The following is a 24,828-nucleotide window of genomic DNA, read 5'->3' on the forward strand; positions in this document are numbered from 1 at the left end:
GGGCCGTGTTGCGCCTAGTCTGGCACCATGTCCGATTCACCACGCGACGTCCTCGGCCCGCTCACCGCCTTCGCCGGCCTCTGGCGCGGCGAAGGGGCCGGGCATTATGCGACCATCGACAGCTTCACCTACCAGGAGGAGGTGGAGCTGTCGCCGAGCGGCAAGCCGTTCCTGTTCTACCGGTCCCGGACCCGGGCCCCGGGCGGTGGACGGCCGATGCACACCGAGACCGGGTTCCTCCGCCTCGCAGGCACCGACCACGTCGAACTCCTCGTGGCCCAGCCGACCGGGTTCGTCGAACTGCAACGCGCGCCGTCGCACCCGGCCGTCCTCGACTTCACCCAGCACACGCTCGGTGTCTCCCCGGACGCGAAGCAGGTCAATGCCGTCCGACGGCGCTTCCAGCTGTCCGGCGACACGCTCACCTACGACCTGTGGATGGCGTACGCCGACGTCCCCGTCTCACATCACCTGCACGCGGAACTGCACCGCGTCTGACCCGTTCGACTCATCTCGACGTCCGGTCCGAGTCCCGTGACCAGTATCCGGTCACGGGACTCGGAGCAGCCACTACCGGACGGTATCCACAGCCTTCTCAAGTAGCCTCCGAACAGCGCAGAGTGATCGACACTGCCTGCATGGGGGACAGTACGGAGCTGGATCGGATCATCCGCGCGCAGAGCGGAGTGATCAGCAGACGCCAGGCGTTGGCCTGCGGCGCTGACTCGGCCGACATCCGGCGCAGGAAGCGGCGCCGCGATTGGATCGCCGTCTACGACGGGATCTACATCACGCACAACGGTCCGATGACCTGGCTTCAGCACGCGTGGTGCGCGATACTCTACGCCGGACCGGCGGCGCTCAGCCACACCTCGGCGCTGCGGGCCGTCACCGGCGACGGAAACGAGCGCGGCCCGATTCACGTCGCAGTCGACGCCCATCGCAACCTCTCGGGGGTTCCCGGCGTCGTCGTCCACTACCGCAGCGACCTCGAGTCCGTGATGCTCTCCGACGTCCACCCGCCGCGGGTCCGCCTCGAAGAGACCGTTCTCGACCTCGCGTCAGCCGGCTCGACCACCGAGGCGATCGCCATCCTGTCCGACGTCGTCGGCGGTCGATGGACGACCGCCGACCGGCTGCTCGTCGCACTGGACCGCAGGCGACGGCTACGCTTGCACGCCTTTCTACGTGACGTCCTCACCGATGTGCGAGACGGGGCCTGCTCTGTTCTCGAGCACCAGTACCTGAACGAGGTGGAGCGCAGGCACGGTCTGCCGACACCCGTGCGACAGGCCCCCACTACCGTCGGACGTCGCGGCTTCCGTGACATCGACTACCCCGAATTCGGGCTGGTCGTCGAACTCGACGGGCGCCTCGGCCACGACGACGCCGTCTCCCGGGATCGCGACCTGGAACGCGACCTCGACGCCGCCGCGCACGCCGATCGTCGGACGGTGCGTATCGGGAGCGGCCAGGTCTTCGGCCGCCCCTGCTCGACCGCAGCGAAGGTCGGCCGCATCCTGATCGCACAGGGCTGGGAGACTGGGCCACGACCCTGCCGCTCTCCGACGTGCTCCGTCCGAGCCTGATGACCAGATAATGGTCGCCAGGCTCGGAGCAAGGCCCAGACAGCAGGCCTGGACAGCAGAACGCCCGCCCCGCCGAAGCGGGACGGGCGTTCTCGATGCCGTATGGCTAGATCATCACTTGATGATCTTGGTGACGCGGCCGGCACCGACGGTGCGGCCACCCTCGCGGATAGCGAAGCGCAGGCCCTCGTCCATGGCGACCGGCTGGATCAGCTTGACGCTCATCTCGGTGTTGTCGCCCGGCATGACCATCTCGGTGCCCTCGGGGAGGGTCACGACGCCGGTCACGTCCGTGGTGCGGAAGTAGAACTGCGGACGGTAGTTGTTGAAGAACGGGGTGTGGCGGCCGCCCTCGTCCTTCGACAGGATGTACGCCTGGCCCTCGAACTCGGTGTGCGGGGTCGTGGTGCCCGGCTTCACGATGACCTGGCCACGCTCGACGTCCTCGCGCTTGAGGCCGCGGAGCAGCAGACCCGCGTTGTCGCCGGCCTGAGCCGAATCGAGGAGCTTGTGGAACATCTCGATACCGGTGACGGTGGTCTTGGTGCTCTTGTCGCGGATGCCGACGATCTCGACTTCCTCGTTCACGTTGACCTCGCCGCGCTCCACACGACCGGTGACGACGGTGCCGCGACCGGTGATGGTGAAGACGTCCTCGACGGGCATGAGGAAGGGCTTCTCGGTCTCACGGACCGGGTCCGGAACCGAGTCGTCGACGGCCTGCATCAGCTTCTGGACCGACTCGACCCACTTCGGGTCACCCTCGAGCGCCTTCAGCGCCGAGATCGGAACGACCGGAGCGTCCTCGTCGAACTCCTGAGCGGCCAGCAGTTCGCGGACCTCCATCTCGACGAGCTCCATGATCTCCTCGTCATCCACCATGTCGGCCTTGTTCAGGGCGACGAGGATGTAAGGAACGCCGACCTGGCGAGCCAGCAGCACGTGCTCGCGGGTCTGCGGCATCGGGCCGTCGGTGGCGGCCACGACCAGGATCGCGCCGTCCATCTGGGCGGCACCGGTGATCATGTTCTTGATGTAGTCGGCGTGACCCGGAGCGTCGACGTGAGCGTAGTGACGCTTCTCCGTCTGGTACTCGACGTGGGAGATGTTGATCGTGATACCACGAGCCTTCTCCTCAGGCGCCTTGTCGATCTGATCGAAAGCGAAGCTCTCGTTCAGGTCCGGGTACTGGTCGGCGAGCACCTTGGTGATGGCCGCCGTGGTGGTGGTCTTGCCGTGGTCGACGTGACCGATGGTGCCGATGTTCACGTGCGGCTTGGTCCGCTCGAACTTCGCCTTGCCCACTTGTGTCCTCCTGGACTGTTGCTGCCGGGTGGTTCCCGGCAGTGAGTTTCTTACTTCCTGCCGTCGGCAGGAGCGGTCTTGCTGAACCGGTGTCCGGCCGGTCCGACGTCACGTCGGACCTTGGCCGTCCACCTTATTCGTTTGTGCGCGCGGATTCGATAGCCGGCCCCGGCGCGAGGTCCGCCAAAACGGCGAGCGAGATTACTCGCCCGTCGCCTTCGCGATGATCTCCTTCGACACGTTCGCCGGAACTTCAGCGTACGAGTCGAAAACCATGGAGTAGTTTGCTCGGCCCTGAGTCTTCGACCGCAGGTCTCCGATGTAGCCGAACATCTCCGACAGCGGCACCTGAGCCTTGACGACTCGTGCACCACTGCGCTCCTCCATGGCCTGGATCTGGCCACGGCGGGAGTTCAGGTCGCCGATGACGTCGCCCATGTAGTCCTCCGGAGTCGTGACCTCGACGGCCATGATCGGCTCCAGGATGACGGGCTGAGCCATCTTCGCAGCCTCCTTGAGGGCCTGCGAACCGGCGATCTTGAAGGCCATCTCCGACGAGTCGACGTCATGGTACTGACCGTCGAGCAGGGTGACCTTCAGGTTGACCAGCGGGTAGCCGGCCAACACGCCGTACTGCATCGCGTCCTGCGCACCGGCATCCACCGAAGGGATGTACTCACGCGGAACACGACCACCGGTGACGGCGTTCGCGAACTCGTAGGTCGCGCCGTCCTCGGCGTCGACCAACGGCTCGAGCTTGATGATGACCTTCGCGAACTGGCCCGAGCCACCCGTCTGCTTCTTGTGGGTGAACTCGTGCTTCTCGACGGTCTTGCGGATCGTCTCGCGGTACGCGACCTGCGGCTTGCCGACGTTGGCCTCGACCTTGAACTCGCGCTTCATGCGGTCGACCAGGATGTCGAGGTGGAGCTCGCCCATGCCGCCGATGACGGTCTGGCCGGTCTCCTCGTCCAGGTTCACCGAGAAGGTCGGATCCTCTTCGGCGAGCTTCTGGATCGCGGTGCCCAGCTTCTCCTGGTCGGACTTGGTCTTCGGCTCGATCGAGACGTTGATGACCGGGTCCGGGAACGTCATCGACTCGAGGACGATCGGGTTCGCCGGATCGCACAGGGTGTCACCGGTCGTGGTGTCCTTGAGGCCGATCATCGCGTAGATGTGGCCGGCCACCGCGTCGTCGACCGGGTTCTCCTTGTTGGCGTGCATCTGGAAGAGCTTTCCGATGCGCTCCTTCTTGCCCTTGGTCGCGTTCATGACCTGGGTGCCCGGCTCCACACGACCCGAGTACACGCGGACGAAGGTGAGCTTGCCGAAGAACGGGTGAGCGGCGATCTTGAACGCCAGCGCGGAGAAGGGCTCATCCTTGCTCGGCTTGCGCGAGATCGTCTCTTCCTCGTTGCCCACGACGTGGCCCTCGATCTCGCCGATGTCCAGCGGGTTCGGGAGGTAGTCGATGACGGCGTCGAGCATGGGCTGAACGCCCTTGTTCTTGAACGCCGAGCCACAGAGGACCGGGTAGATCTCGGAGTTGATCGTCATCTTGCGGATGGCGCCCTTGATCTCCTCGATCGAGAGCTCCTCGCCGGCGAAGTACTTCTCCATGAGAGCTTCGTCCGACTCGGCGACCGTCTCCAGCAGCTTCTCGCGGTACTCGGCGGCCTTGTCCGCCAGGTCCGCGGGGATCTCCTCGAAGGTCGGCTCGGCGCCGATCTCGACGGTGCCGCGCCAGGTGATGGCCTTCATCTCGAGCAGGTCGACGACGCCGTCGAAGGCATCCTCGGCACCGATCGGGAGCTGCATGACCAGCGGCTTCGCACCCAGACGATCGATGATCGTCTGCACGGTGAAGTAGAAGTCCGCGCCCATCTTGTCCATCTTGTTGACGAAGCAGATGCGGGGGACGTCGTACTTGGTGGCCTGGCGCCAGACCTGCTCGGACTGCGGCTCGACGCCTTCCTTGCCGTCGAAGACGGCGACGGCGCCGTCGAGCACGCGGAGCGCGCGCTCCACCTCGACGGTGAAGTCGACGTGACCGGGAGTGTCGATGACGTTGATCTGGTTGTTGTTCCAGAAGCAGGTCACGGCGGCGGAGGTGATGGTGATACCACGCTCCTTCTCCTGCTCCATCCAGTCGGTGGTCGACGCACCGTCGTGGGTCTCACCGATCTTGTAGTTCACACCGGTGTAGTAGAGGATGCGCTCGGTGGTCGTGGTCTTGCCGGCATCGATGTGCGCCATGATGCCGATGTTGCGGACCTTGGTGAGGTCGTTGAGCACTTCCTGTGCCATTAGGTTCCCTTCGGGAAGTTTTCGGACGTGAGTCTGTCAGTGTTCGAGCGCATCGGACCGGGCTCGCGTGCGCATCCCCCGGCCCGATGCGACGACCTCACCAGCGGTAGTGAGCGAAGGCGCGGTTGGCTTCGGCCATCTTGTGAGTGTCTTCGCGACGCTTCACCGATGCACCGAGACCGTTCGACGCGTCGAGGAGCTCGTTGGCGAGACGCTCGACCATGGTCTTCTCACGACGCTGGCGGCTGAACGTGACCAGCCAGCGCAGCGCGAGGGTGTTGGCGCGGCCCGGCTTGACCTCGACCGGCACCTGGTAGGTGGCGCCACCGACGCGGCGGCTCTTGACCTCGAGGGTGGGCTTGACGTTGTCGAGCGCACGCTTGAGGGTGACGACCGGATCGGCACCGGTCTTCTCACGGGCCTGTTCGAGGGCTTCGTAGACGATGCGCTCGGCGGTCGACTTCTTGCCGTCCAGCAGGATCTTGTTGACGAGCTGGGTGACCAGCGGCGAACCGTAGACCGGGTCGCTGATCAGCGGGCGCTTGGGAGCGGGTCCTTTACGTGGCATTTAGATCAGTTCCCCTTCTTGGCGCCGTAGCGGCTGCGAGCCTGCTTGCGGTCCTTGACACCCTGGGTGTCGAGCGAGCCGCGGATGATGCGGTAACGAACACCCGGGAGGTCCTTCACGCGACCGCCGCGGACGAGCACCATCGAGTGCTCCTGCAGGTTGTGGCCCTCACCCGGGATGTAGGCGGTGACCTCGACGCCACTGGTCAGGCGCACACGGGCGACCTTTCGCAGTGCGGAGTTCGGCTTCTTCGGGGTGGTGGTGTACACGCGGGTGCACACGCCACGACGCTGCGGGCTGCCCTTCAGGGCTGCCGTCTTCTTGGCGGACGTCTTGTCCGTGCGGCCCTTGCGGACCAGCTGGTTAATGGTTGGCACTGAGTTCTTTCTCCTTGAGGACCGGCTCCCGCCGGGCCTTGTTGTTGTGCGTTGCGGTTGGTGCTCCGGGCAAGCGGATCCATCCGGCCGAGGCCGATGAGTCTGCTTCCGCAACTCGCCCCACCCGCACTCATGTGCAGGTCAGGTTCGAATCGTGCACCCGCTGTCGGGCGTGTCGCACGCCCTCTAATGGTCCACGACCCCTCCCCCAACCGGCGTCCGTCCGGATACCGGCAGGTGAGCAGCACCTAGCATGGCAAGGCGCCGACGAAATACTTTACCGCCCCGATTTACCACGGTCAAAATGATTGACACCACTATCGGAACTGCACCGAAACAGTCCGCTACCGGCGCCGATCACCGGAATTCGCCAACGCTCTCCAAGAGCGCCCGCGCGGCACGGCGTGCGGCACCGGGCTCCCCGTCGATCACCGCGTCGACGAGCGCCGTGTGCATCGCCTCGTAGAGCCGGTGCGCACCGATGCCGTGTTCGGCGATCGACGCCCGCAGGGACGGCAGCAGCGAGTCGTAGAACTCCAGGTAAACCGCGTTGTGACTGGCCGCGACGATGGCCCGATGCAGGTGAGCGTCAGCCTCCACCGCGTCGACGTGGCCGTCGCCGCCCTCGGAACCCTCGTCTCCCAGTGAACGGTTGCGGCGTTCCAGAAGTTCCCGGAGCGTGGCGATGTCGGCGTCGTCACGGCGCTGAGCGGCGAGTCCGGCCGCGGTCACCTCCAGCGCCTCGCGCAGTTCGAGCAGGTCCTGCCGTCGCGCGGCGGCGAAGAAGCCGCCCAGCGCGACCTCCTGCTCGTCGGTCGCGATGACGTACGTTCCCGATCCCTGCCTGCGCTCCAGCAGCCCGGCGTGCACCAGCGAGTGGACCGCCTCGCGGACGGTGTTCCGGGCCGTGCCGGTCATCTCGCACAACTCGGGTTCGGTGGGAATGCGCTGGCCGACCTCCCAGCGACCGGCAGCGATCTCGTTTCTCAGTTGCTGCGTCACCTGCGCGATGAGACTCTGACGCTTCACGGTCTGCACCGACGCAGTCTAAATCACTTTGCGCAGATACAGCCATTCATCCTACGATTTCTCGTATGCAGACAGAGCCCGCGATCGCCGCCGCCGAACGCCGCGAGACGTCCTTCGGCCCCTGGCGAGGTCGCGCAGTCGTCCTGATCGCGATCGTGCTGTTCTCCCTCAGCCTGAGAACCGCGGTCACCTCACTCACACCGCTGCTCTCCCGGATCTCCGACGACATGGGCTTCGGGCACGCCGTCAGCGGCGTGCTCGGCATGATGCCGACGCTGATGTTCGGCCTCGCCGGAATCCTCGCCCCCGCTCTGGGGCGCCGATTCGGCATCGAGCAGGTCACCCTCGTCGCCGTGATCCTGACCGGCGTCGGGATCGCCACCCGCTCGCTGACCCACGACGTCGCCTCCCTGCTGATCCTCTCCGGCATCGCACTGTTCGGCATGGGCGTCGGCAACATCCTGATCCCGCCACTGGTGAAGCGCTATTTCAGCGACCGGATCGCACTCGTCAGCACCGTCTACATCACGTTCGTTCAGATCGGTACCGCACTGCCCGCGGCCATGGCGGTTCCGGTCGCCGATGCGGCGGGCTGGCGGACCTCGCTCGCGATCTGGGCACTGGTGCCGCTGGCGGCGCTGTTCCCGTGGCTGTGGGTGGTGCGCGAACGTCGCGCCACCGTCCGCGCACAGGCCGATCTGCCGGACGAGGCCAAGCCGACCGCCGACGACGGCGCCCGCCTGCCGGTGTGGCGCACCAGCATGGCGTGGGGCCTGACGCTGATGTTCGGCATGACCTCGCTGATGACGTACTCGATGTTCACGTGGCTGCCGTCGGTCCTGAGTGACGCGGGCGGCAGCGAGTCCCTCGGCGGCGCGATGCTCGCGTTGTTCTCGGGCGTCGGCTTCGTCGGAACACTGGTCGCACCCGTGCTGTGCGCCCGGTTCCGGAATCCGTTCCCGTTCGCCGTCGCCTTCGCCTGCTGCTGGCTCGCCGGCTTCGCCGGACTGCTGTGGGCTCCGCTGAGCGCCCCCTGGCTGTGGGCGATCCTCATCGGCATCGGACCGACCACGTTCCCCATGGCGCTCACGCTGATCAACCTGCGCAGCCGCACCAGTTCGGGTTCGTCGGCCCTGTCCGGCTTCGGACAGGGCGTCGGGTACCTGCTGGCGTGCGCCGGCCCGCTGCTCTTCGGTGTCCTGCACGACTCCACCGGGTCGTGGACCGTCCCGTTCGAGTTCCTCACCGCGACCGTCGCCGTGATGCTCGTCGGCGCCTGGATCATCTGCCGGCCGCGCTACATCGAGGACCAGCTGCGCTGATCAGCGCAGGGGTAGCTGAGCGACGGGGTCGGAGACCATCTTGTCCGGGGTCGCCGCACTGCCGACGGTGAACGCCACCGCGGTCGCGCCGCCCATATCGGTGATCACGGCCGTCGTCGACGGCGCGACGTCGGCGTCGCTCATCGTTCCGGCGAGTCGCGGCCCGTCCGGTCCGATCAGCCACATCTGATAGATCGAGCCGGGTGCCGGCGGCGGCACATCGTTCATCACCAGGACGCCCTCGCCTGCCGACGGCGAGTAGGTCACGGTGGCCTCGCCGCCCGCCACCGCGCCGGTCGTCGTACGAACATCCGGCGCGGCGAAGACCTGTTCCGCCTGCGTCGGCGTGGGCGCCTCGCTTCGGTTCGCGACGGCGTAACCGATCACCCCGCCGACGCCGAGTACGACAGCCGCGGCGGCGGCGACCACCGCGGACCGGAGCCGAGGGTGGCGGCGCGCGCCCTGGCGCACCGAGGCGGCGCCGTCCTCGCGTGCCTCCTCGTCGAGTGCGGCCAGAATCCGACCTCTCAGCGGCGGCGGCGGGTCCGTCGCGGTCGCGTCGCTGAATCTCGCGAGAGTCTCGCGCGCCGCGGCGAGTTCGGCCTCGAAGGCCCGGCGGGCCGCGTCGTCCGCCGCCGACACCTCGCGGAGGATGCGCGCACGTTCCACTTCGTCGACTGCGTCGAACGCAATGAGCGGCGCCAGGTCGCGCAGTCGGTCGTCATCGAACTCATTCACTGCCCAGACACCCCCTCAGCCTCTTCAGCCCATCGCGGATTCGACTCTTGACCGTGGGCAACGCCACGGCGAGTCGATCAGCGACTTCCCGGTACGTGAAACCTTCGTAGTACGCCAGGCACACGGCTTCCGACTGCAACTCGGTGAGCGTGCCGAGACACTCCCGTGCCCGGTCCCCGGCGTCCCGGGCCACCACCTCGTCGTCCACGCCGGCAACGACTTCTGCGAGCTCGCGCATGCCGTAGCGGCTCTCGCGCGCGGACGTCGAGGTCTCGGATCGCACGCGGTCGACCGCACGACGGTGCGCGATGGTCAACACCCACGACACCGGGCTGCCTTGCCTCGCATCGAATCGGCCGGCGTCTCGCCACACCTGGAGGAAGACCTCCTGGGTCACGTCCTCGCTGTATCCCGGATCCCGCAAGACGCGCAGCACCATGCCGTACACGCGCGACCCGGTGCGGTCGTAGAAGGTCGCGAAGGCGTCGCGATCGCCGGTCGCCACGAGGGCGAGGAGGCGCTCCAATTGTTCCGCTTCGGCGGTCACCGGCCGCTCGCTCGCGGATGGGAGGATGTCATCAAGTGACAGCCTAGCCGGAGCGAACGCGACAGTCATGACAGACGGGGCGTCTGTGACACCGCGGGCTTCGCGAAGCCGAGCTGGTACACGTCCAGGTAGCCGGACCGGAAGCCGGCCTCGGAGTAGGCCAGGTAGAACGTCCACATCCGACGGAACACGGAGTCGAACCCGAGGTCGGCGATGACGGCGTCGCTACGAACGAACCGCTCGCGCCACAACCGCAGCGTCCGCGCGTAGTGGCATCCCATCGCCTTCTCATCGACCAGGTCGAGTCCGGTGTGGGCGGTCGTGACCTCGCGCAGCGCTTCGATCGAGGGGAGCTGGCCGCCGGGGAAGATGTACTTGTGCACCCAGGTGTACGTGCCCTCGGACGCCAGCATCCGCGCGTGCGGCATGGTGATCACCTGGACGGCGGCGCGACCACCGGGCACCAGCACCCGATCGAGCGTGCGGAAGTACGCCGGCCAGAATTCGCGACCGACCGCTTCGAGCATCTCCACCGAGACGATCGCGTCGTACTCGCCGTCGACGAGCCGGTAGTCCAGCAGGTCGACGCTGACCCGATCGGCGAAGCCGGCCGCGGCGACGCGCTCGAGCGCCAGCTCGCGTTGTTCGCTGGACAGGGTCAGCGATCGGACGTGCGCACCGCGCGCGGCAGCGCGGAGGCAGAGTTCGCCCCATCCGGTGCCGATCTCCAACAGCCGGGTTCCCTCGCCGACGCCCGCCTGGTCCAACAGGCGGTCGATCTTCGCGCGTTGCGCGTCGGCGAGCATCGACCAGTCCGCCGTCTCCGCAGCCGAATCCGAGCCGAAGTAGGCACTCGAATAGCTCAGCGTCTCGTCGAGGAAGGCTCCGAAGAGCTCGTTGGACAGGTCGTAGTGCCGGGCGATGTTGGACCGCGTGTTCGCGACGGTGTTCTGCTCGTCATCGGGGTGGCCAGGCAGCACCAGCGAACGGAGTCGCTGGAGCGGCGCGGGCACCAGTTCCGCGACGCGTTCGGCGAACGGGGTGAGCACGCCGACGAGGTCGTCGGTGGTCCAGTCCCCCGCCATGTACGCCTCACCGAATCCGATGAGCCCGGACGTGCCGAGCCGGTGGAACAACGACTCGGGGTCGCGCACGATCATCCGCGGAAGCACCGCGTCGGACGCGGCACCTCCCAGCCGTCCGTCGGGGTATTCGACCGAGATCGGGAGACGTCGAGTGGCGGCGGCGAAGAGTCGACCGGCGGCGAGGGCGCGGAGGCGGGACGTCGGTCGGTGTGCCACATCGGGCCACGCCCGAGGGTCCACGTGGATGTCGGCGGGCGAGTACGGGAGGCGGTGATCGGTGGTCATGTCACGAGTCCTTCGGTCGGCGAAGTGCATGCGGGGGGTCGGCGGGAATCGGGTCAGCGGGTCGATCGACGATGCGCAGGCCTCGCGCCCACAGCCACACACCGTGGATGCGGATGCGAGCGGCAACGAGCCACGGGGCGAGCGGGGCGGTGAGTTGCGCGGTGATCACCGCACCGACGGTGGCCGCTCGCGTTCGGCCGACGAGCGTCGCGGTGAACGGCGCCTGACCGGGCCGGTCCAGAATCACCGAGAGCCGGACGCGGCCCGCGGGATCCGGTTCGGGCAGCGCCAGACGGTAGCGGCCGGAGACGTCGTTGAACGGCGAGACGTAGAACTCCTTCTCCACCTCGGCACGACCGGCCGCGTCGGTGCGCACCAGGTAGCAGTGCCGACCGCCGTACGTGTTGTGCACTTCAGCGACGACGTACTGCAGGGCGCCCGCCGCGTCGTGGCACCAGAACACGGTCAGCGGATTGAAGACATAGCCGGCCACCCGCGGTGAGAGCAGCGCGGTCACCGCTCCGGTCGGGCGGGCGACGCCGACATCATCGAGGTGGGAGTCGAGACGACTGCGCAGGGTGTCGCCCGATTGCGCGGGCTGAGGGAAGTGGTCGGCCGCCCGGAAGCGCGCCGCCCAGCGCAGGGCTCGCGGGAGTTCCGGGAGCTCGTCGATGTCGACGAACCAACTCAGACTGCGGTGCGCGAACCGGTGGTCGACGGGCTCGCGCCGTACATGGTTGATCCGCGTCGCGACGAGTGACGGGGTCGAAGGCGCGGTCATCGCGCCGCCACCGCCTGGGTCTGCGTCGACGTGGGCCAGGTGCCGCCGAGGAGCTGCGCAGCGCGCGCCCCCGAGGCCGCGCCGTCCTCGTGGAAGCCCCACCCGTGGTAGGCGCCGGCGAAGACGACGGCCCGGGTGTCGATCTGCGGCAGTCGCTGCTGCGCCGCCACCGAGTCGAGGTCGTAGATCGGATGCTCGTAGCGCATCTCCGCGAGGACCGTCGTCGGGTCGACCAGGTCGGTACGTCCCATCGTCACGAGGTGGCGTGGACCGTCGCCCGGCAGTCGCATCAGGCGGGTCATGTCGTAGGTGACGGCGATCCCGCTGCCGTCGGGCACGCTGTCGTCGCGGATCTGGTAGTTCCAGGACGCCCGCGCGTTCATCGCGACGGGGAGCAGGCTCTCGTCGGTGTGCAGGACCGCAGGCTTCCCGACGTAGCCGATGGCGCCCAGCACGTCGGCCTGCAGCGTCGTCGGCGCCCGGAGCATCGACAGCGCCTGGTGCGGGTGCGTCGCGACCACGGCGGCGTCGAACAGAGAGGTGGTTCCGCCGGCGGTCACCGCGACACCGGAGCCGATCTCGGCGAGGTCGTCGACGGGGGCGGACAGTCGGATCTCGCCGCCGTGCGCACGCACGTGGTCGGCGACCGCGCGAACATAGGTCGCCGAACCGCCGACCACTGTGCGCCACTCGGGTGAGCCGTGGACCGACAGCATCCCGTGATGGTCGAGGAAGGTGAAGAGATACCGGGCCGGATAGCGGGCGGCCGTCTGCTCATCGCACGACCACACGGCGGCCACCAGCGGCAACAGGAAGTTCTCGCGGAAGTAGCCCGACAGGCGGCTGCGGCGCACGAAGTCGTCGAGGGACTGGTCGTCGCCGGGATCGTCGAGCACGCGGCGCGCCAGCCGATGGAACCGACTGACCTCCGCCAGCATCAGCAGGTAGCGGCCGCGCACCAGATTTCGTGGGACAGGGAACAGACCCGACAGGCCGCGCGCGCCCGCGTACTCGAGACCGGTCAGTTCCGAACGGACCGACATCGACATGTCGGTGGCCTGGGTCGCGACGCCGAGGTCGTCGAAGAGTCGGCACAGGGTGGGATAGGTGCGGTCGTTGTGGACGATGAAGCCGGAGTCGACCGGCATCGGCGAGCCGTCGGCGGCGGTCACCTGGTGCGTGTGGGCGTGCCCGCCGAGGCGGTCATCGGCCTCGAAGATCGTCACCTGAGCGCTCGGTGCCAGGAGGTAGGCGGCCGTCAATCCGGCCACGCCGCCGCCGATCACCGCGACTCGTCGTGCCGTGGGCTGAAGGTCATTGGTTGCAGTCACGGAAGCCATTCGGAGCCACCGCGCGAGCGGATGGGTGGGCACACTGGAAACCATGAACTCACCGGCCATCGTCTGGTTTCGCCGCGATCTCCGCCTCTCCGATCTGCCGTCGCTGTCGGCCGCGGCTGACCGCGCGGAGTCGGCGCTCGCCGTCTTCGTGCTCGACGACGCCCTGGTGCGTCCGTCGGGTGCACCGCGGACCACCTTCCTCGCCGGATGCCTGGAGGCTCTCGACGCCGATCTCGGCGGGCGGCTCCTGGTGGTGTCGGGCGATCCGGTTCAGGTGATCCCCGAGCTCGTCGACGTTCTGTCCGTCGACTCGGTGCATGTGAGTGAGGATTTCGGCCCGTACGGGCGTGCCCGGGACGAGGCGGTGGAGGCGGCCCTGCCGGCCTCGGTGCCGCTGATTCGGACCGGCTCCCCGTACGCGGTGTCGCCCGGGCGCGTCCGCACCAAGGCCGGCGGGCCCTACCGTGTCTTCACTCCGTTCAAGCGGGCGTGGCTCGACCACGGCTGGCATTCGCCCGCGCTGACGGGACCGGACACCGTCGACTGGCTCGACCCGGATTCGATTCTTCCGCGCGGCCGCATCGAACGTGTGGGACGTGCCGCCGTCGCCGAGCTGCTGACCGAGGAGGCGAGCGACGCCGCGGCGTTGCCCGTCGCCGGGGAGAAGGCCGCGCTCGAGCGATGGCGCGCGTTCCGGGACGGCGGGACCAGCGAGCTGGATCGTTACGCCGACGACCGCAACCGGCCCGATCTCGACGCGACGTCACGCCTGTCGCCGTACCTGAAGTTCGGCTGCCTCCATCCGCGAACGATCCTGCACGATCTGCGGGCGCGGACCGACGACGGCGCAACCACCCTGCGCAGTGAGCTGGCCTGGCGCGACTTCTACGCGGATGTCCTCTTCCATCGCCCCGAGACTGCTCGCACCGGCGTCGACGCGAAGTTCGATCAGATGGAGTACGACAGCGGCCCGGACGCGGATGCGGCGTTCGACGCCTGGTGCCGCGGCAGGACCGGGTATCCGATCGTCGACGCCGGGATGCGCCAACTGCTGGCGGAGGGCTGGATGCACAACCGGGTGAGGATGATCGTGGCGTCGTTCCTCACGAAGGATCTGCACCTGCCGTGGTGGCGCGGCGCGCGGTACTTCATGACGCACCTGGTCGACGGCGACCTCGCGTCCAACCAGCACGGCTGGCAGTGGACGGCAGGCTGCGGCACCGATGCCGCCCCGTACTTCCGGGTGTTCAATCCGGTGTCCCAGGGCGAACGCTTCGACCCTTCGGGCGACTACGTGCGCCGCTGGGTGCCCGAGCTTCGCGGCATCGCAGGCAAGGCCGTCCATCGGCCGTGGAAGCATGCGGGCGGACGCACGGCCGAGCCCGCCCTGTTCGACGGCACCGACGGCGACCGAGGCTACCCGCCGCCGATCGTCGACCACGCTGAGGAACGCGTGGTGGCCCTGGCTCGCTACCGCGATCTGTGACGCGCGACGCCCGTCATCCCAGGCGGGCGAGTTCCTCCGGCAGACCGACGGCACCCCGCACCGCGGACCGACTTCCACTGCGTCGACGACAGGACCGGTGTTCTGGAGAGCACGAAGCCGAACGTCCGGGCGGGGTCGGTCACCAGCGCCCACGAGTAGTCCCTGCCGAGCGCCACGATCACACAGTTCGGCGGGTGGTGGCGACCGCGCTGCGGACGGTCACTCCACGCTGCTCCGACATCGTCTATTCTCCTGGTCTCCACAACGTTCCTGGTACGGACAGCATCGGCGCGCGGAGCGCACGCCCGCGGTGCGTCGTCCCGATCGAGACGACGCACCGCGTCGCCCGCTACCCCGCCGCCGATGCGCTCATCACTTGTCGGCGGGGGGGGGGGGGGGCTCTGTCGGCGGGCGGAGTGAGGACCTTGTCGATCAGGTAGACGGTCGCGTTGGCGGTGTGCACGCCACCGCAGATCACCCGCGCTCCGTCGACCGACAGATCATCGCCGCTGCCGGTGACCTCGACGGTCGCGCCCTCGACGGTCTTGTGCTTGCCGACGACCTGATCGGGACCGAGCTGACCGGAGACGACGTGATAGGTCAGCAGGGACTTGAGCGCGGGCGCGTCGGTCTTGAGCATGTCGAGAGTGCCCGGATCGACCTTGGCGAAGGCGTCGTCGACCGGCGCGAACACCGTGAACTCGCCGCCGTTGAGCGTGTCGACGAGGTTCACCTGGGGGTTGAGCTTGCCCGACAACGCATCGGTGAGCGTGGTCAGCATCGGGTTGTTCGACGCGGCCACGGCGACCGGTGACGTCGCCATGCCGGTCACCGAGCCCGGTCCGGTCGGCACCTTCTTGGCGTAGTCGGCGCAGCCCGGTCCCACCAGATCCGCGGCGGGGTCGGCGCTCATCGGCGACGAGTTCATGGCCGTGGTCGCCATCGGCGAGCTCGACGCCGCACTGTCCATGTCGTCACTCGAGCAGGCGGTCATCGACGCCGCGACAGCGAGGGCGAATCCCATCGCAGTCACCTTGACGGCCGTCTTTCTTCCTGCGCGCATCGTTCGTGTTCTCATCGGCTGCTCTCCCTTGTCGTGGACCGCGGCGGTTGCCTGGGTCATCAGCAGTGCCGTCAGTCATTCGGGGCGGTCGCGAAAACGGATGGGTCCGATGTCGACGCGTTCTCGGTCGAGCCTGCTAGACCCGACCGCGCGACCCATCCGGGACCGGTACCGCGCCGAATGACCTGCATGACCTCACTGATAGCGATCGGCTTCGTCGGCGGACTCATCACCGGGATCTCACCGTGCATCCTGCCGGTGCTGCCGGTCCTGTTCTTCTCGGGCGCCCAGAACGCGCGCACCGACGACGCAGACGGGAACGCCGAGGGTGTCGCCGAGGACGCAGGGGACGCGTCGACGCGACGGGACCGCCTCGCCGAGAGCTCCCGCCCCTACCGGGTCATCGCCGGCCTCGTGACGAGTTTCTCGCTCGTCACCCTGGTGGGGTCGAGTCTGCTGTCGCTGGTGCGCCTGCCCCAGGACAGCATCCGGTGGGCCGGTCTGGTGGTGCTGACCGCGATCGGGTTGGGACTGATCTTCCCGCGGATCGAGCAGCTCCTGGAGAAGCCCTTCGCACGACTGCCCCAGCGTTCGGTCGGTCGAGGTCGTTCCGGCTTCGGCCTGGGACTGGCGCTGGGCGTGCTGTACGTGCCGTGCGCGGGCCCGGTGCTCGCCGCGATCGTGGTCGCGGGCGCGACCGGTGAGATCGGGGCCCGCACCGTGGTCCTGACCTTGTCGTTCGCGATCGGCGCGACACTGCCCCTGCTGTTCTTCGCTCTCGCCGGGCGACGAGTCGCCGAGCGCGTCGGAGCGTTTCGCCGCAGGCAGCGCCTGATCCGCGTCGCAGGCGGCGTGGTGATGATCGCGTTGGCCGTCGGACTGGTCTTCGACGTTCCCGGCGCACTGCAACGCACGATCCCCGACTACACCGGAGCCTTGCAGAACTCCGTCGGCGGCGGCGATGATCTGAACCGCCGGCTCGATCTCGGCGGAATCGTGACCGACGAGAACCGACAGCTCAGCAACTGCACCGACGGCGCCGAGGAGTTGCAGAGCTGCGGCGCCGCACCCCGGTTGACGGGCATCACCGACTGGTTCAACACTCCCGACGGCCAGGCGCTGCCCCTGTCGCACCTTCGGGGGAAGGTGGTCTTGATCGACTTCTGGGCGTACTCGTGCATCAACTGCCAGCGAGCGATCCCGCACGTCGTGGACTGGTACCGCGCGTATCGCGACAGCGGTCTGGAGGTGATCGGCGTGCACACCCCGGAGTACGCATTCGAGAAGGTGCCGGCCAATGTCGTCACTGCCGCGCGGCGCCTGGGCATCGAGTACCCGATCGCGCTCGATCCGGCGTTCTCGACGTGGACGAATTATCGGAACAGCTACTGGCCGGCGCAGTACCTGATCGACGCGTCCGGGACCGTCCGGCACATCGACTTCGGCGAGGGCGGATACGAACAGTCCGAGCGGCTGATCCGAGAGCTGCTGACCGACGCGCATCCGGGGATCGATCTGCCGCGGCCCACCGAGCAGACAGACACCACGCCCACCGAGGCGACCACTCCCGAGACATATCTGGGAGTCGGCAAGGTCGTCAACTACGGCGGTTCCACGCCCTACCGTGCAGGCACCGCCGACTTCGAGTCGCCCCGCGAACTTCGCTCCGACACCTTCGCTCTCGGCGGTCGCTGGACGCTGGACTATCAGGGAGCGCGCGCCGACCACGACGCGACCATCACCCTCGACTACCGCGCGAAGGACGTCTACATCGTCGCGGGCGGCACCGGAACGATCAGCGTCACCGGCAGCGGCGGGACTGGCGACGGCGGGACTGTCGGCAGCGGGCCGGTCGCCTCGCTTCCGATCAGCGGACCGCCGACTCTGCACCGGATCGTGCACAGCTCGGCCGCCGAGCGCGGTCGCGTCGAGGTGTCGATCCCTGAGGGCATGACGGTCTTCTCGTTCACGTACGGGTGACGTCGGCCGGTCCGCGGTGCTCGCCGCGCCGCTCCCCTTCCCCGCTCGACCGACGCCGATCATCCCAGGCGGGCAAGTTCCTCCGACAGACCGACGGCACCCTGTTCCAGCAGCCTGCGGACCGCGGGGCGCAGCAGCGGCGCAAGCAGGCCGAACACCCCGTGGAAGTCGAACTCCACCGCATAGGTGACGGCGGTGCCGTCCGGTCGCGGCTCGATCCGAATGGTGTCGACCGCGGTCACCGCGGGCTTCTCCCCGCGCAAGCGGATCAACGTGTGCGGCTGCAGGTCGACGAGCCGGTAGTCGAGGTCGGTCTCGCGACCGGCGAACCGACTGGTGACGCGGTAGACGACATCGCCGCTCGGCGTGCCGGCGTCGTCGGACAGCCGAATCACCTTCACTGCGTTCGGGTCCCACTGTTCGGCGTTGGTGAAGTCCGCCAGGTAATCGAAGACGGCGACGGCCGGGGCCGTCGTCGTGACGGTGCGCTGCATGCTGATCATGGCTGTGTTCCTCCTCAGAGTCCGGCGGCCGCGAGGACGTCGTTCCAGACGGCGCGACGGTCGGCCTCGTTCGTTTCTCCCGACAGCAGCCGGTAGTTCATCGGGCGCGGGCGGCGGTCGTGCCAGAAGCGGCCGGTCGGAGGTCTCGGGGCGGTCGCCGCCAGCCAGACCGCGGTGTCAGCGCCCTGCTCTACGGTGCGCAGCAGCGGACCCATCGCGCGTCCGAAGCGTGGCAGCGACTCGGCGACCCCGGGGGTGTCGACCCAGCCAGGATGCATGCCCGCCGTCATGACGCTCGCGTCCGCCCACCGCTCGGCGAGGATCGGCACCATCTCGGTCTGGATCCGTTTGCTCCGCGCGTAGGCCCGCGCACCGCGGTATTCGCCGGACCGGTAGTCGATGTCACCGACCGGCAGCGCCGCGGTGTACATGCCGCCGGACGACATGAAGATCACCCGCGCGTCCGAGCTCGCCGCGAGCTGCGGGAGCAGTCGTTCGGTGAGTCGGATCGGGCCGAGGACGTGGGTCGCCAGCGACAGTTCGTGCCCGTCCGGAGACTCGGTGCGCGTAGGGGGCATCACGCCCGCGTTGTGCACTACGACGTCGACGGAGTCTTCGGCGAGCCGGGCAGCCAGATCGTCGACGTCGTGGGGGTCCGACATGTCGCCGAGTTCGATACTGACCCGGGCGTGGGGTCGTCGTGCCTCGAGGTCGGCGCGGACACGGTCGGCGCGTTCGCGATCCCGTCCCACCAGGATCACTCGACCGCCCAGCGCCAGTGCGCCGGCGGCGATGGCCGCGCCGATGCCGGAGGTCGCGCCCGTCACCACCACGGTCCTCCCGGTCAGCACTTCCGGTTGAGGATCGTCGTCGGGCCACGACGCCGCGCGCACCCGGTACCCCACCCGCGAGTAACCGGCGACCACCGCTCGGTCGAGTGCTGTGTCGAGCAGTTTCATCGGTGTTCCATGCCTTTCCGTTGTCCGGACACTGCAGTCATTCGGAGCGGTCGCCGCTTCGGATCGGTCCTCGGTGTCTCAGGTGGATGACGTCAGGCGATCCGGGTGAGCATCGGCTCCGAATCACTCAGCGTCATGAATCAGCGTCGAACCACCACTGGTAAGGAACCCAGATGAGCTTTGAGCACACCGTCCTTCTCGATGCCCCGATCGACGAGGTCTTCGCATGGCACGAACGCCGGGGAGCATTGCTGCGGCTGCTCCCGCCGTGGCAGCCGATGCGGGCGGTCCGCGAGGCGTCGTCGATCGCCGACGGGCACGCGATCCTCGGTCTGCCCGGCGGATTGCGATGGCGCGCGCAGCATCTCGTCGATGAGTACGACCCGCCGCATCGGTTCGTCGACGAGCGGATCTCCGACGGGATCGCCACCCTTCCCGCCCTGCTGTCCGGTCCGTGGAGGCATGAGCACGTGTTCACCGAAGAGAGCGCGACCACCACCCGCCTCACCGATCGGGTCCACACCGCCGTACCCGGTACGCTGCTGCGGTCCACCTTCCGCTATCGGCACCGGCAGCTGGCCGACGACCTCGCCTCCCACACATCGGCCCGCGCTGCCGGTCTGGCACCGTCGGTGGTGGCGGTCAGCGGCGCCTCCGGAATGGTCGGCTCCCAACTCTGCGCGTTCCTCACCACCGGCGGCCATCGGGTGATCCGCCTCGTTCGCCACGACCCGCGGAGCCGTGACGAACGTCGGTGGGACCCCGACGCCCCGGCCGCCGACCTGCTCGACGGGGTCGACGCGGTGATCCATCTCGCGGGAGCCCCGATCGCCGGCCGATTCACGGACCGGCACCGTGCCGCGGTGCGCGACAGCCGCGTCGGACCGACGCGCCGCCTCGCGGACGCGGCCGTCGGCGCCACGGACGGACCGACGGTGTTCATCAGCGCCTCGGCGATCGGCTTCTACGGGCACGAACGGCCTGACGAGACGCTCGACGAGAGCGCCGCCTCCGGCGACGACTTCCTCGCAGACGTCGTGCGGTCGTGGGAGGAGGCGACTGCGCCCGCAGCGCAGGGCGGTCTCCGGACCGTGCAGGTGCGGACCGGCATCGTCCAGAGCCCGCGCGGGGGCACCCTGCAGATCCAGCGTCCGCTGTTCACGGCGGGTCTCGGCGGTCGTCTGGGCAGCGGGAAGCAGGTGCTGTCGTGGATCGACCTGGACGACCTCGTCGACGTCTATCACCGCGCACTGTACGACGCCGACCTGTCCGGCCCGGTGAACGCGACGGCTCCGGAACCCGTCACCGGGACCGAGTACGCGAAGACTCTCGCATCGGTGTTGCGGCGGCCTGCGCTGCTGCCGACGCCCGCGCTCGGCCCACGGCTGATTCTCGGTGACCAGGGCGCCCGCGAGCTGGCGCTGGCCGACCAGCGCGCGGTGCCCGCAGCGCTCGCCGACCGGGGACATCGGTTCCGCAGGGGATCGCTCGAGGCCTGCCTCCGGCACCAGTTGGGTCGCATGCACTGAGCCGCTGCACGCCGAGGTCGCCTTCACGACGACCTCGGCGTGCGACGGTCGGAGAGATCAGTCGCAGAGTCGGCGGATCTGCTCGAAGCCACCGGTCGTCGGCGACGTCAGATACAGGCAGTCGTCGTTGCCTGCTCGCGCGATGGCGCGTCGGACGGCGGACCATTGCTTCGAGGACAGCGACGGCGTACGGGAGAGGACGAACCCTGAGCCCCGGCGCGAATCGGTGACGTGCGCCCACGAGTAGTCCGGTCCCACTGCGGTCACGATGTAGTTGGCGCGCCCGCGATCCGGATTCGGGATGCCCGGGAAGCTCACATGCAGCCGTGCGTCGGTCTTCGTGTCCAGCACGGTGGCGGTGCCCTTGATCCGGTTCTTCTGCCCGGTCCACGTGGTGCACGAATTGCGAACCGTGACAGCGCCACGCGGGCTGAGCGAGTACCGCGCCTGGGTGTCACGTGCGCAGACCAGGTTGAACGCCTGCGGAACGGCCGCCAGCTGATGCCAGGTGCCCAGGTACTCCGACAGGTCGAACCCGGCGAACGGCGCGGGTGACGCCGCATCGGCTGCCGCGGGGACTGCGGCGGTACACGCGACGGCAGTAAGCATGATCGCGAGGGCGCGTCGTCTCAGGCCGCCTCGGGCTCGACGAATAGTGACTGGTGCGGTCGGGGCTGACATGGCGGTCTCCTGATCCTGTGGTGCGACATTTCCGCGGCGGCGTCGACGAAGACGGACGCCATCAAGGATTCGGAGACGGATCTGATTCGGATGGGTGACGACTGCGCCGTCAGAGCTTCCCGAACGACACGCCCTTGTACGTCCACCCGGCGCCGGTCACGGCGTCCTGGATCGGCTCTTTGATCTCCCCGGTGCGGAACCGATAGTTGTACACCTGGCCGTACTGGCCCTGCTCGGTGAACGCGTACGCGGTCCCGAACGACGCCTCCACCTTCTGCCCGCGGAAGGCCTCGGCCTTCATCGACAGCGACGGCACCCCCGCGCGCCATTCGACGGTCCACTCACGGTCGACGGCACGGACCTCGTGCTGCGCGGGATCCAGCTTCAGGAGGATCTGGAAGACCGAGGTCAGCGACGCCTTCGCGAAGACTTCGTACCAGCGGGCGTCGACGATCCGCCATTCGGCAACGAAGTCGCAGCCCTCGTCGGACCGGGCCGGTCGGATCTGGAAGGGCGCCGTCGGACGATTCACCGCCATGATGGCGTTCGCGACCTCCTGCGGGCTGCGCGCGGGGGTTCCGGCGGCAGGTTTCTTGGTGCCGGTCAGCTTGTCGAAGAGTCCCATGTGCTCGACCGTATCCGCTGGTGACGGCGGTGTGGAGGGGTGTCGTGCGTCCGACCGACGGAGGTGGTGCCGGGTCCCGGCTTCTCAGTCGCCGATCGTGTGCGGCAGCTTCACCGAGCCTGCGGCAGGCTTCGAGGGCCGCGACGGCGGCGGAACCACCGGACCCACGTCGCCGTCAGGTGCGACGTCCAGGTCGAGGAAGACCGGTGCATGGTCGCTGGGCTTGGTGCCCTTGCGCGCCTGCCGGTCCACCCACGACGCCTTCGCGCGCTCGGCCACCGAACCGCCGGCGAGGAGGAAGTCGATTCGCATGCCGAGGTCCTTGTGGAACATCCCCGCGCGGTAGTCCCAGTAGGTGTAGATCTGCTTGTCGGGCCAGTGGTCGCGCATCACGTCGTGCAGACCGAGAGCCTTGAGCGCCTCGAAGGCCTCGCGTTCCGCCGGCGTCACGTGGGTGTGGCCGACGAAGGCCTCCGGGTCGAAGCAGTCGGCGTCGGTCGGAATGATGTTGTAGTCGCCGCAGATGACGGTCGTATCGGCGTCGGGCTCGACGGCCAGCCGCAGCTTCTCCAGCCAGTTCAACTTGTAGTTGTAGTGGTCGGAGTCCACTTCGCGGCCGTTCGGCACGTACACCGAGTAGACGCGCACACCGTCGCAGACTGCGGACACGGCGCGTCCCTCCGGCTCACCGGTCGTGTCGGGGAATCCGGGAGCGTCCGGGAACGCGACGCGGACGTCGTCGAGCCCCACCCTGCTCAGCAGGGCGACACCGTTCCACTGCCCCTGCCCGGCGTGCGCGAACTCGTAGCCGCGCGCCGCGAGCTCGTCGCCGAGCTCGGCGGCGAACGCCTCGTCGGACACCTTGGTCTCCTGCAGGCACACGACGTCGGGCTGACGGTCGTCCAACCAGGGCAGAAGTCGCGGTACCCGCTGCTTGACAGAGTTCACGTTCCAGGTCGCCAGGCGCATACCGGTCACCGTAGTCGGGGCCGCGAGCGGACTCGGAACCCGCACCGCCCTTCTAGCCCGACACCTGTAATCCGTGTCACAGTAGACCCGTGACAACCCAGCTCCCCCAGCGCGACGTGATCGCCGCATCGTGGCGGCGCGTGCAGTCGTCGGGCCTGGAGCCCGATGATCGTCCCGTCCCGACGCTCTCCGACATCGCCGCCGCCGACCCGCTCCTCGACGCCGCGCGGCCCGTGCTCGCGCGCGCGGCCGAGGTACTCGGCGGAACCAAGACGGCGCTGCTGCTGGTCGACGACCAGAGTCGGATGGTGGCCCGGGTGTCCGCGGACACCACCCTGGAGCGGCATCTCGCCGACTCCGGTGCCGTCGATGGCGCCGCCTTCGACGAGGAGGCGATGGGCACGACCGCCCTCGGCACCACCGCGGAGGTCCGCGGCGACGTCGTCATCAACGGCGGCGAGCACTACCTGGAGCAGTTCCGGAGGCTGAGCTGCTTCGGCCGACCGATCATCCACCCCGCCACCCGCCGCGTGGCGGGCGTGATCTGCATGACGGAGATCGCGCCCCGCATCAACCCGCTGTCGGTGCCGCTGGTCCGCGGGCTCGTCGACGACATCGCCGAGCGACTGCTGAACCGCTCCCACGCCGAGCACCGGGCCGTCGTCGCGGCGTTCGAGAAGGCATCCCGGCGGCGCGACGTCGCGGTCGCCGCGGTGGGCGACGACCTGCAGCTCACCAACACTCTCGCGGCCGGTCTGCTGGGCCCGGGCGACTTCGGCACCCTGCGCATGATGGTCCACGGGGGTTCCTCTCGCGACCGCACCATGACGCTGGTGTCGGGGATCGTCGCCGACGTCGCCGTCGACCGTCTCCCGGGTGTCCGGCACGCGGCCGTCTTCCGTCTGCGCCCGCGCTTGGATCACGACCAGGCTTCCGTCCTGGCGGCCCCCACGACCACCGACGTGGCGTCGATCGCGATCTGCGGCGAGCCGGGAACCGGTCGCAGTTCTCGCGCCGAAGCCCTGGTCCCGGCCGATCGAGTGCTGCTCGACGTCGCCGCCCGCCTGCTCGACGGCACCGTCCCGGACCTCGCCGGCGCGATCCGAGAAGCGCGGTCGCGGGAGACCGGACTGGTGATCGACGGCGCCGACCTCCTCGACGACCGCTCGCTCCGCCTCCTCCAGACGGCGATCGCGACGTACGAGCCGGGCAGGCCGCCGATCGTCGTCATCTCGGAACCTGCAACGGGTGGTTCGTCCTCCCTCGCCGCGGTGCTCGGCCGCTGCCGCAGCCGGATCACGCTGCCGCCGCTGCGCCAGCGGACCAGTGAGATCGCCGCCATCGGACAGGAACTCGTCGAGCGGATCGATTCCCAGCTGGAGCTCGGATCCGACGCCGCCGACGCCCTGGTCTGCCAGGAGTGGCCGGGCAACCTGACCGAGCTGTCGATCGTGCTCGACGAGGCCGCCGCGGCGGTCCTGGCGCGCGGCTCCCGCCTGGTGACCGCCGCCGACCTGCCCGCCGAGTACCGCGGATCCACCCGCGCCTCCCGCTTGATGGGCATGGAGCAGGCGGAGCGGCAGGCGATCATCGACGCGCTCGACGCCGCCTCGGGCAACAAGTCCCACGCCGCGAAGGCCCTGGGCGTCTCCCGGACCACGCTGTACGCGCGGATCCGGGCGCTGGGCATCGGACGCTGACCCGACCGTCCAGCACCGTCCACCCGCGCTGTTCAATTTCTGCACACGCACACCCCCTGG

24 protein-coding genes are annotated in these 24,828 nt (G+C 68.6%); 7 read left to right on the top strand and 17 right to left on the bottom strand.

Annotation, left to right across the window (positions count from 1 at the left end; all coding sequences use genetic code 11):
- The first annotated feature begins 27 nt into the window (after nucleotides 1-27).
- Both SCNU_RS14535 and SCNU_RS14540 read left to right on the top strand, forming a co-directional pair.
- Nucleotides 28-498 carry a heme-binding beta-barrel domain-containing protein gene (locus tag SCNU_RS14535; RefSeq protein WP_009680145.1) on the top strand — a complete coding sequence of 157 codons (471 nt, stop codon included), beginning with the start codon at nucleotides 28-30 and terminating at the stop codon, nucleotides 496-498.
- 140 nt (nucleotides 499-638) lie between these two features.
- Entirely contained in the window at nucleotides 639-1,589 is a 951-nt protein-coding gene (locus tag SCNU_RS14540) for a hypothetical protein (RefSeq protein ID WP_009680146.1), read from the top strand.
- A 114-nt stretch (nucleotides 1,590-1,703) separates the two neighbouring features.
- Here the strand turns inward: SCNU_RS14540 and tuf are convergent, their stop codons facing one another.
- The 5 genes from tuf to SCNU_RS14565 all read right to left on the bottom strand — a co-directional run bounded on the left by tuf (nucleotide 1,704) and on the right by SCNU_RS14565 (nucleotide 7,184).
- Nucleotides 1,704-2,894 carry an elongation factor Tu gene (gene tuf / locus SCNU_RS14545; RefSeq protein WP_009680147.1) on the bottom strand — a complete coding sequence of 397 codons (1,191 nt, stop codon included), beginning with the start codon at nucleotides 2,892-2,894 and terminating at the stop codon, nucleotides 1,704-1,706.
- A gap of 201 nt (nucleotides 2,895-3,095) precedes the next feature.
- The gene (gene fusA, locus SCNU_RS14550; RefSeq protein ID WP_009680148.1) at nucleotides 3,096-5,201 is read right to left on the bottom strand and encodes an elongation factor G; all 2,106 of its coding nucleotides are present in this window, start codon (nucleotides 5,199-5,201) and stop codon (nucleotides 3,096-3,098) included.
- A gap of 97 nt (nucleotides 5,202-5,298) precedes the next feature.
- Nucleotides 5,299-5,769 (bottom strand): 30S ribosomal protein S7, encoded by a 471-nt coding sequence (gene rpsG, locus SCNU_RS14555; RefSeq protein WP_009680149.1) that lies wholly within the window; start codon nucleotides 5,767-5,769, stop codon nucleotides 5,299-5,301.
- Nucleotides 5,770-5,774: 5 nt separating this feature from the next.
- A complete protein-coding gene (gene rpsL, locus SCNU_RS14560) occupies nucleotides 5,775-6,146 on the bottom strand; it encodes a 30S ribosomal protein S12 (RefSeq protein ID WP_009680150.1) in 372 nt (123 codons plus the stop codon).
- 357 nt (nucleotides 6,147-6,503) lie between these two features.
- On the bottom strand, nucleotides 6,504-7,184 hold the full coding sequence (locus SCNU_RS14565) for a FadR/GntR family transcriptional regulator (RefSeq protein WP_009680151.1): 681 nt from the start codon (nucleotides 7,182-7,184) through the stop codon (nucleotides 6,504-6,506).
- Nucleotides 7,185-7,240: 56 nt separating this feature from the next.
- Between SCNU_RS14565 and SCNU_RS14570 the strand changes: the two genes are divergently transcribed.
- Nucleotides 7,241-8,497, top strand: coding sequence for a CynX/NimT family MFS transporter (locus SCNU_RS14570; RefSeq protein WP_009680152.1), 1,257 nt, complete (start codon nucleotides 7,241-7,243; stop codon nucleotides 8,495-8,497).
- Here the strand turns inward: SCNU_RS14570 and SCNU_RS14575 are convergent, their stop codons facing one another.
- The 5 genes from SCNU_RS14575 to SCNU_RS14595 form a co-directional block, all read right to left on the bottom strand.
- A complete protein-coding gene (locus SCNU_RS14575; protein WP_009680153.1) occupies nucleotides 8,498-9,235 on the bottom strand; it encodes an anti-sigma factor in 738 nt (245 codons plus the stop codon).
- Nucleotides 9,228-9,782, bottom strand: coding sequence for an ECF RNA polymerase sigma factor SigK (sigK, locus tag SCNU_RS14580; RefSeq protein ID WP_009680154.1), 555 nt, complete (start codon nucleotides 9,780-9,782; stop codon nucleotides 9,228-9,230). Before sigK ends, SCNU_RS14575 begins: the two co-directional genes overlap by 8 nt.
- A gap of 65 nt (nucleotides 9,783-9,847) precedes the next feature.
- Nucleotides 9,848-11,152, bottom strand: coding sequence for a class I SAM-dependent methyltransferase (locus SCNU_RS14585; protein WP_009680155.1), 1,305 nt, complete (start codon nucleotides 11,150-11,152; stop codon nucleotides 9,848-9,850).
- Between the two features lies 1 nt (nucleotide 11,153).
- The gene (locus tag SCNU_RS14590; protein ID WP_009680156.1) at nucleotides 11,154-11,933 is read right to left on the bottom strand and encodes a DUF1365 domain-containing protein; all 780 of its coding nucleotides are present in this window, start codon (nucleotides 11,931-11,933) and stop codon (nucleotides 11,154-11,156) included.
- Nucleotides 11,930-13,219, bottom strand: a complete 1,290-nt coding sequence (locus SCNU_RS14595; RefSeq protein ID WP_009680157.1) for an NAD(P)/FAD-dependent oxidoreductase — start codon at nucleotides 13,217-13,219, stop codon at nucleotides 11,930-11,932. The genes SCNU_RS14590 and SCNU_RS14595 overlap by 4 nt, the downstream gene beginning before the upstream one ends.
- A gap of 97 nt (nucleotides 13,220-13,316) precedes the next feature.
- Here SCNU_RS14595 and SCNU_RS14600 point away from each other — a divergent pair, with 97 nt between their 5' ends.
- Entirely contained in the window at nucleotides 13,317-14,759 is a 1,443-nt protein-coding gene (locus SCNU_RS14600) for a cryptochrome/photolyase family protein (RefSeq protein WP_009680158.1), read from the top strand.
- On the opposite strand, the gene SCNU_RS21060 is transcribed toward SCNU_RS14600, so the two are convergent.
- A complete protein-coding gene (locus tag SCNU_RS21060) occupies nucleotides 14,744-15,097 on the bottom strand; it encodes a lipocalin family protein (protein ID WP_337998795.1) in 354 nt (117 codons plus the stop codon). The genes SCNU_RS14600 and SCNU_RS21060 overlap by 16 nt on opposite strands.
- An 11-nt stretch (nucleotides 15,098-15,108) precedes the next feature.
- Nucleotides 15,109-15,783 carry a fasciclin domain-containing protein gene (locus SCNU_RS14605; protein ID WP_238526454.1) on the bottom strand — a complete coding sequence of 225 codons (675 nt, stop codon included), beginning with the start codon at nucleotides 15,781-15,783 and terminating at the stop codon, nucleotides 15,109-15,111.
- 228 nt (nucleotides 15,784-16,011) lie between these two features.
- On the opposite strand from SCNU_RS14605, the gene SCNU_RS14610 reads away from it, so the two are divergent.
- Complete coding sequence (locus SCNU_RS14610) at nucleotides 16,012-17,802, top strand: cytochrome c biogenesis protein CcdA (RefSeq protein ID WP_009680160.1); 1,791 nt, start codon at nucleotides 16,012-16,014, stop codon at nucleotides 17,800-17,802.
- Between the two features lie 59 nt (nucleotides 17,803-17,861).
- Here the strand turns inward: SCNU_RS14610 and SCNU_RS14615 are convergent, their stop codons facing one another.
- Together SCNU_RS14615 and SCNU_RS14620 are read right to left on the bottom strand one after the other, a co-directional pair.
- Complete coding sequence (locus tag SCNU_RS14615) at nucleotides 17,862-18,305, bottom strand: SRPBCC family protein (protein WP_009680161.1); 444 nt, start codon at nucleotides 18,303-18,305, stop codon at nucleotides 17,862-17,864.
- Between the two features lie 14 nt (nucleotides 18,306-18,319).
- Nucleotides 18,320-19,264, bottom strand: a complete 945-nt coding sequence (locus SCNU_RS14620) for an SDR family NAD(P)-dependent oxidoreductase (protein WP_009680162.1) — start codon at nucleotides 19,262-19,264, stop codon at nucleotides 18,320-18,322.
- A gap of 173 nt (nucleotides 19,265-19,437) precedes the next feature.
- Between SCNU_RS14620 and SCNU_RS14625 the strand changes: the two genes are divergently transcribed.
- Nucleotides 19,438-20,793 (top strand): TIGR01777 family oxidoreductase, encoded by a 1,356-nt coding sequence (locus SCNU_RS14625; RefSeq protein WP_009680163.1) that lies wholly within the window; start codon nucleotides 19,438-19,440, stop codon nucleotides 20,791-20,793.
- A 57-nt stretch (nucleotides 20,794-20,850) separates the two neighbouring features.
- Here SCNU_RS14625 and SCNU_RS14630 read toward each other — a convergent pair whose 3' ends face one another.
- The 3 genes from SCNU_RS14630 to SCNU_RS14640 form a co-directional block, all read right to left on the bottom strand.
- A complete protein-coding gene (locus tag SCNU_RS14630) occupies nucleotides 20,851-21,402 on the bottom strand; it encodes a lipocalin family protein (RefSeq protein WP_009680164.1) in 552 nt (183 codons plus the stop codon).
- Between the two features lie 181 nt (nucleotides 21,403-21,583).
- Complete coding sequence (locus SCNU_RS14635) at nucleotides 21,584-22,099, bottom strand: hypothetical protein (RefSeq protein WP_009680165.1); 516 nt, start codon at nucleotides 22,097-22,099, stop codon at nucleotides 21,584-21,586.
- Between the two features lie 84 nt (nucleotides 22,100-22,183).
- On the bottom strand, nucleotides 22,184-23,068 hold the full coding sequence (locus SCNU_RS14640) for an exodeoxyribonuclease III (protein WP_009680166.1): 885 nt from the start codon (nucleotides 23,066-23,068) through the stop codon (nucleotides 22,184-22,186).
- A gap of 89 nt (nucleotides 23,069-23,157) precedes the next feature.
- On the opposite strand from SCNU_RS14640, the gene SCNU_RS14645 reads away from it, so the two are divergent.
- A complete protein-coding gene (locus tag SCNU_RS14645) occupies nucleotides 23,158-24,768 on the top strand; it encodes a helix-turn-helix domain-containing protein (RefSeq protein ID WP_040518517.1) in 1,611 nt (536 codons plus the stop codon).
- Nucleotides 24,769-24,828 lie beyond the last annotated feature (60 nt).

It is taken from the genome of Gordonia neofelifaecis NRRL B-59395 (assembly GCF_000192435.1).
GTDB lineage: Bacteria > Actinomycetota > Actinomycetes > Mycobacteriales > Mycobacteriaceae > Gordonia > Gordonia neofelifaecis.

Bases quoted from the DNA above. Each gene is read 5' to 3' on its own strand.
- SCNU_RS14535 (WP_009680145.1), top strand. From the start codon at position 28: ATGTCCGATTCACCACGCGACGTCCTCGGCCCGCTCACCGCCTTCGCC.
- SCNU_RS14540 (WP_009680146.1), top strand. From the start codon at position 639: ATGGGGGACAGTACGGAGCTGGATCGGATCATCCGCGCGCAGAGCGGA.
- fusA (WP_009680148.1), bottom strand. From the start codon at position 5,201: ATGGCACAGGAAGTGCTCAACGACCTCACCAAGGTCCGCAACATCGGC.
- rpsG (WP_009680149.1), bottom strand. From the start codon at position 5,769: ATGCCACGTAAAGGACCCGCTCCCAAGCGCCCGCTGATCAGCGACCCG.
- SCNU_RS14570 (WP_009680152.1), top strand. From the start codon at position 7,241: ATGCAGACAGAGCCCGCGATCGCCGCCGCCGAACGCCGCGAGACGTCC.
- SCNU_RS14585 (WP_009680155.1), bottom strand. From the start codon at position 11,152: ATGACCACCGATCACCGCCTCCCGTACTCGCCCGCCGACATCCACGTG.
- SCNU_RS14590 (WP_009680156.1), bottom strand. From the start codon at position 11,933: ATGACCGCGCCTTCGACCCCGTCACTCGTCGCGACGCGGATCAACCAT.
- SCNU_RS14600 (WP_009680158.1), top strand. From the start codon at position 13,317: ATGAACTCACCGGCCATCGTCTGGTTTCGCCGCGATCTCCGCCTCTCC.
- SCNU_RS14605 (WP_238526454.1), bottom strand. From the start codon at position 15,783: ATGGGATTCGCCCTCGCTGTCGCGGCGTCGATGACCGCCTGCTCGAGT.
- SCNU_RS14610 (WP_009680160.1), top strand. From the start codon at position 16,012: ATGACCTCACTGATAGCGATCGGCTTCGTCGGCGGACTCATCACCGGG.
- SCNU_RS14615 (WP_009680161.1), bottom strand. From the start codon at position 18,305: ATGATCAGCATGCAGCGCACCGTCACGACGACGGCCCCGGCCGTCGCC.
- SCNU_RS14620 (WP_009680162.1), bottom strand. From the start codon at position 19,264: ATGAAACTGCTCGACACAGCACTCGACCGAGCGGTGGTCGCCGGTTAC.
- SCNU_RS14625 (WP_009680163.1), top strand. From the start codon at position 19,438: ATGAGCTTTGAGCACACCGTCCTTCTCGATGCCCCGATCGACGAGGTC.
- SCNU_RS14630 (WP_009680164.1), bottom strand. From the start codon at position 21,402: ATGCTTACTGCCGTCGCGTGTACCGCCGCAGTCCCCGCGGCAGCCGAT.
- SCNU_RS14635 (WP_009680165.1), bottom strand. From the start codon at position 22,099: ATGGGACTCTTCGACAAGCTGACCGGCACCAAGAAACCTGCCGCCGGA.
- SCNU_RS14640 (WP_009680166.1), bottom strand. From the start codon at position 23,068: ATGCGCCTGGCGACCTGGAACGTGAACTCTGTCAAGCAGCGGGTACCG.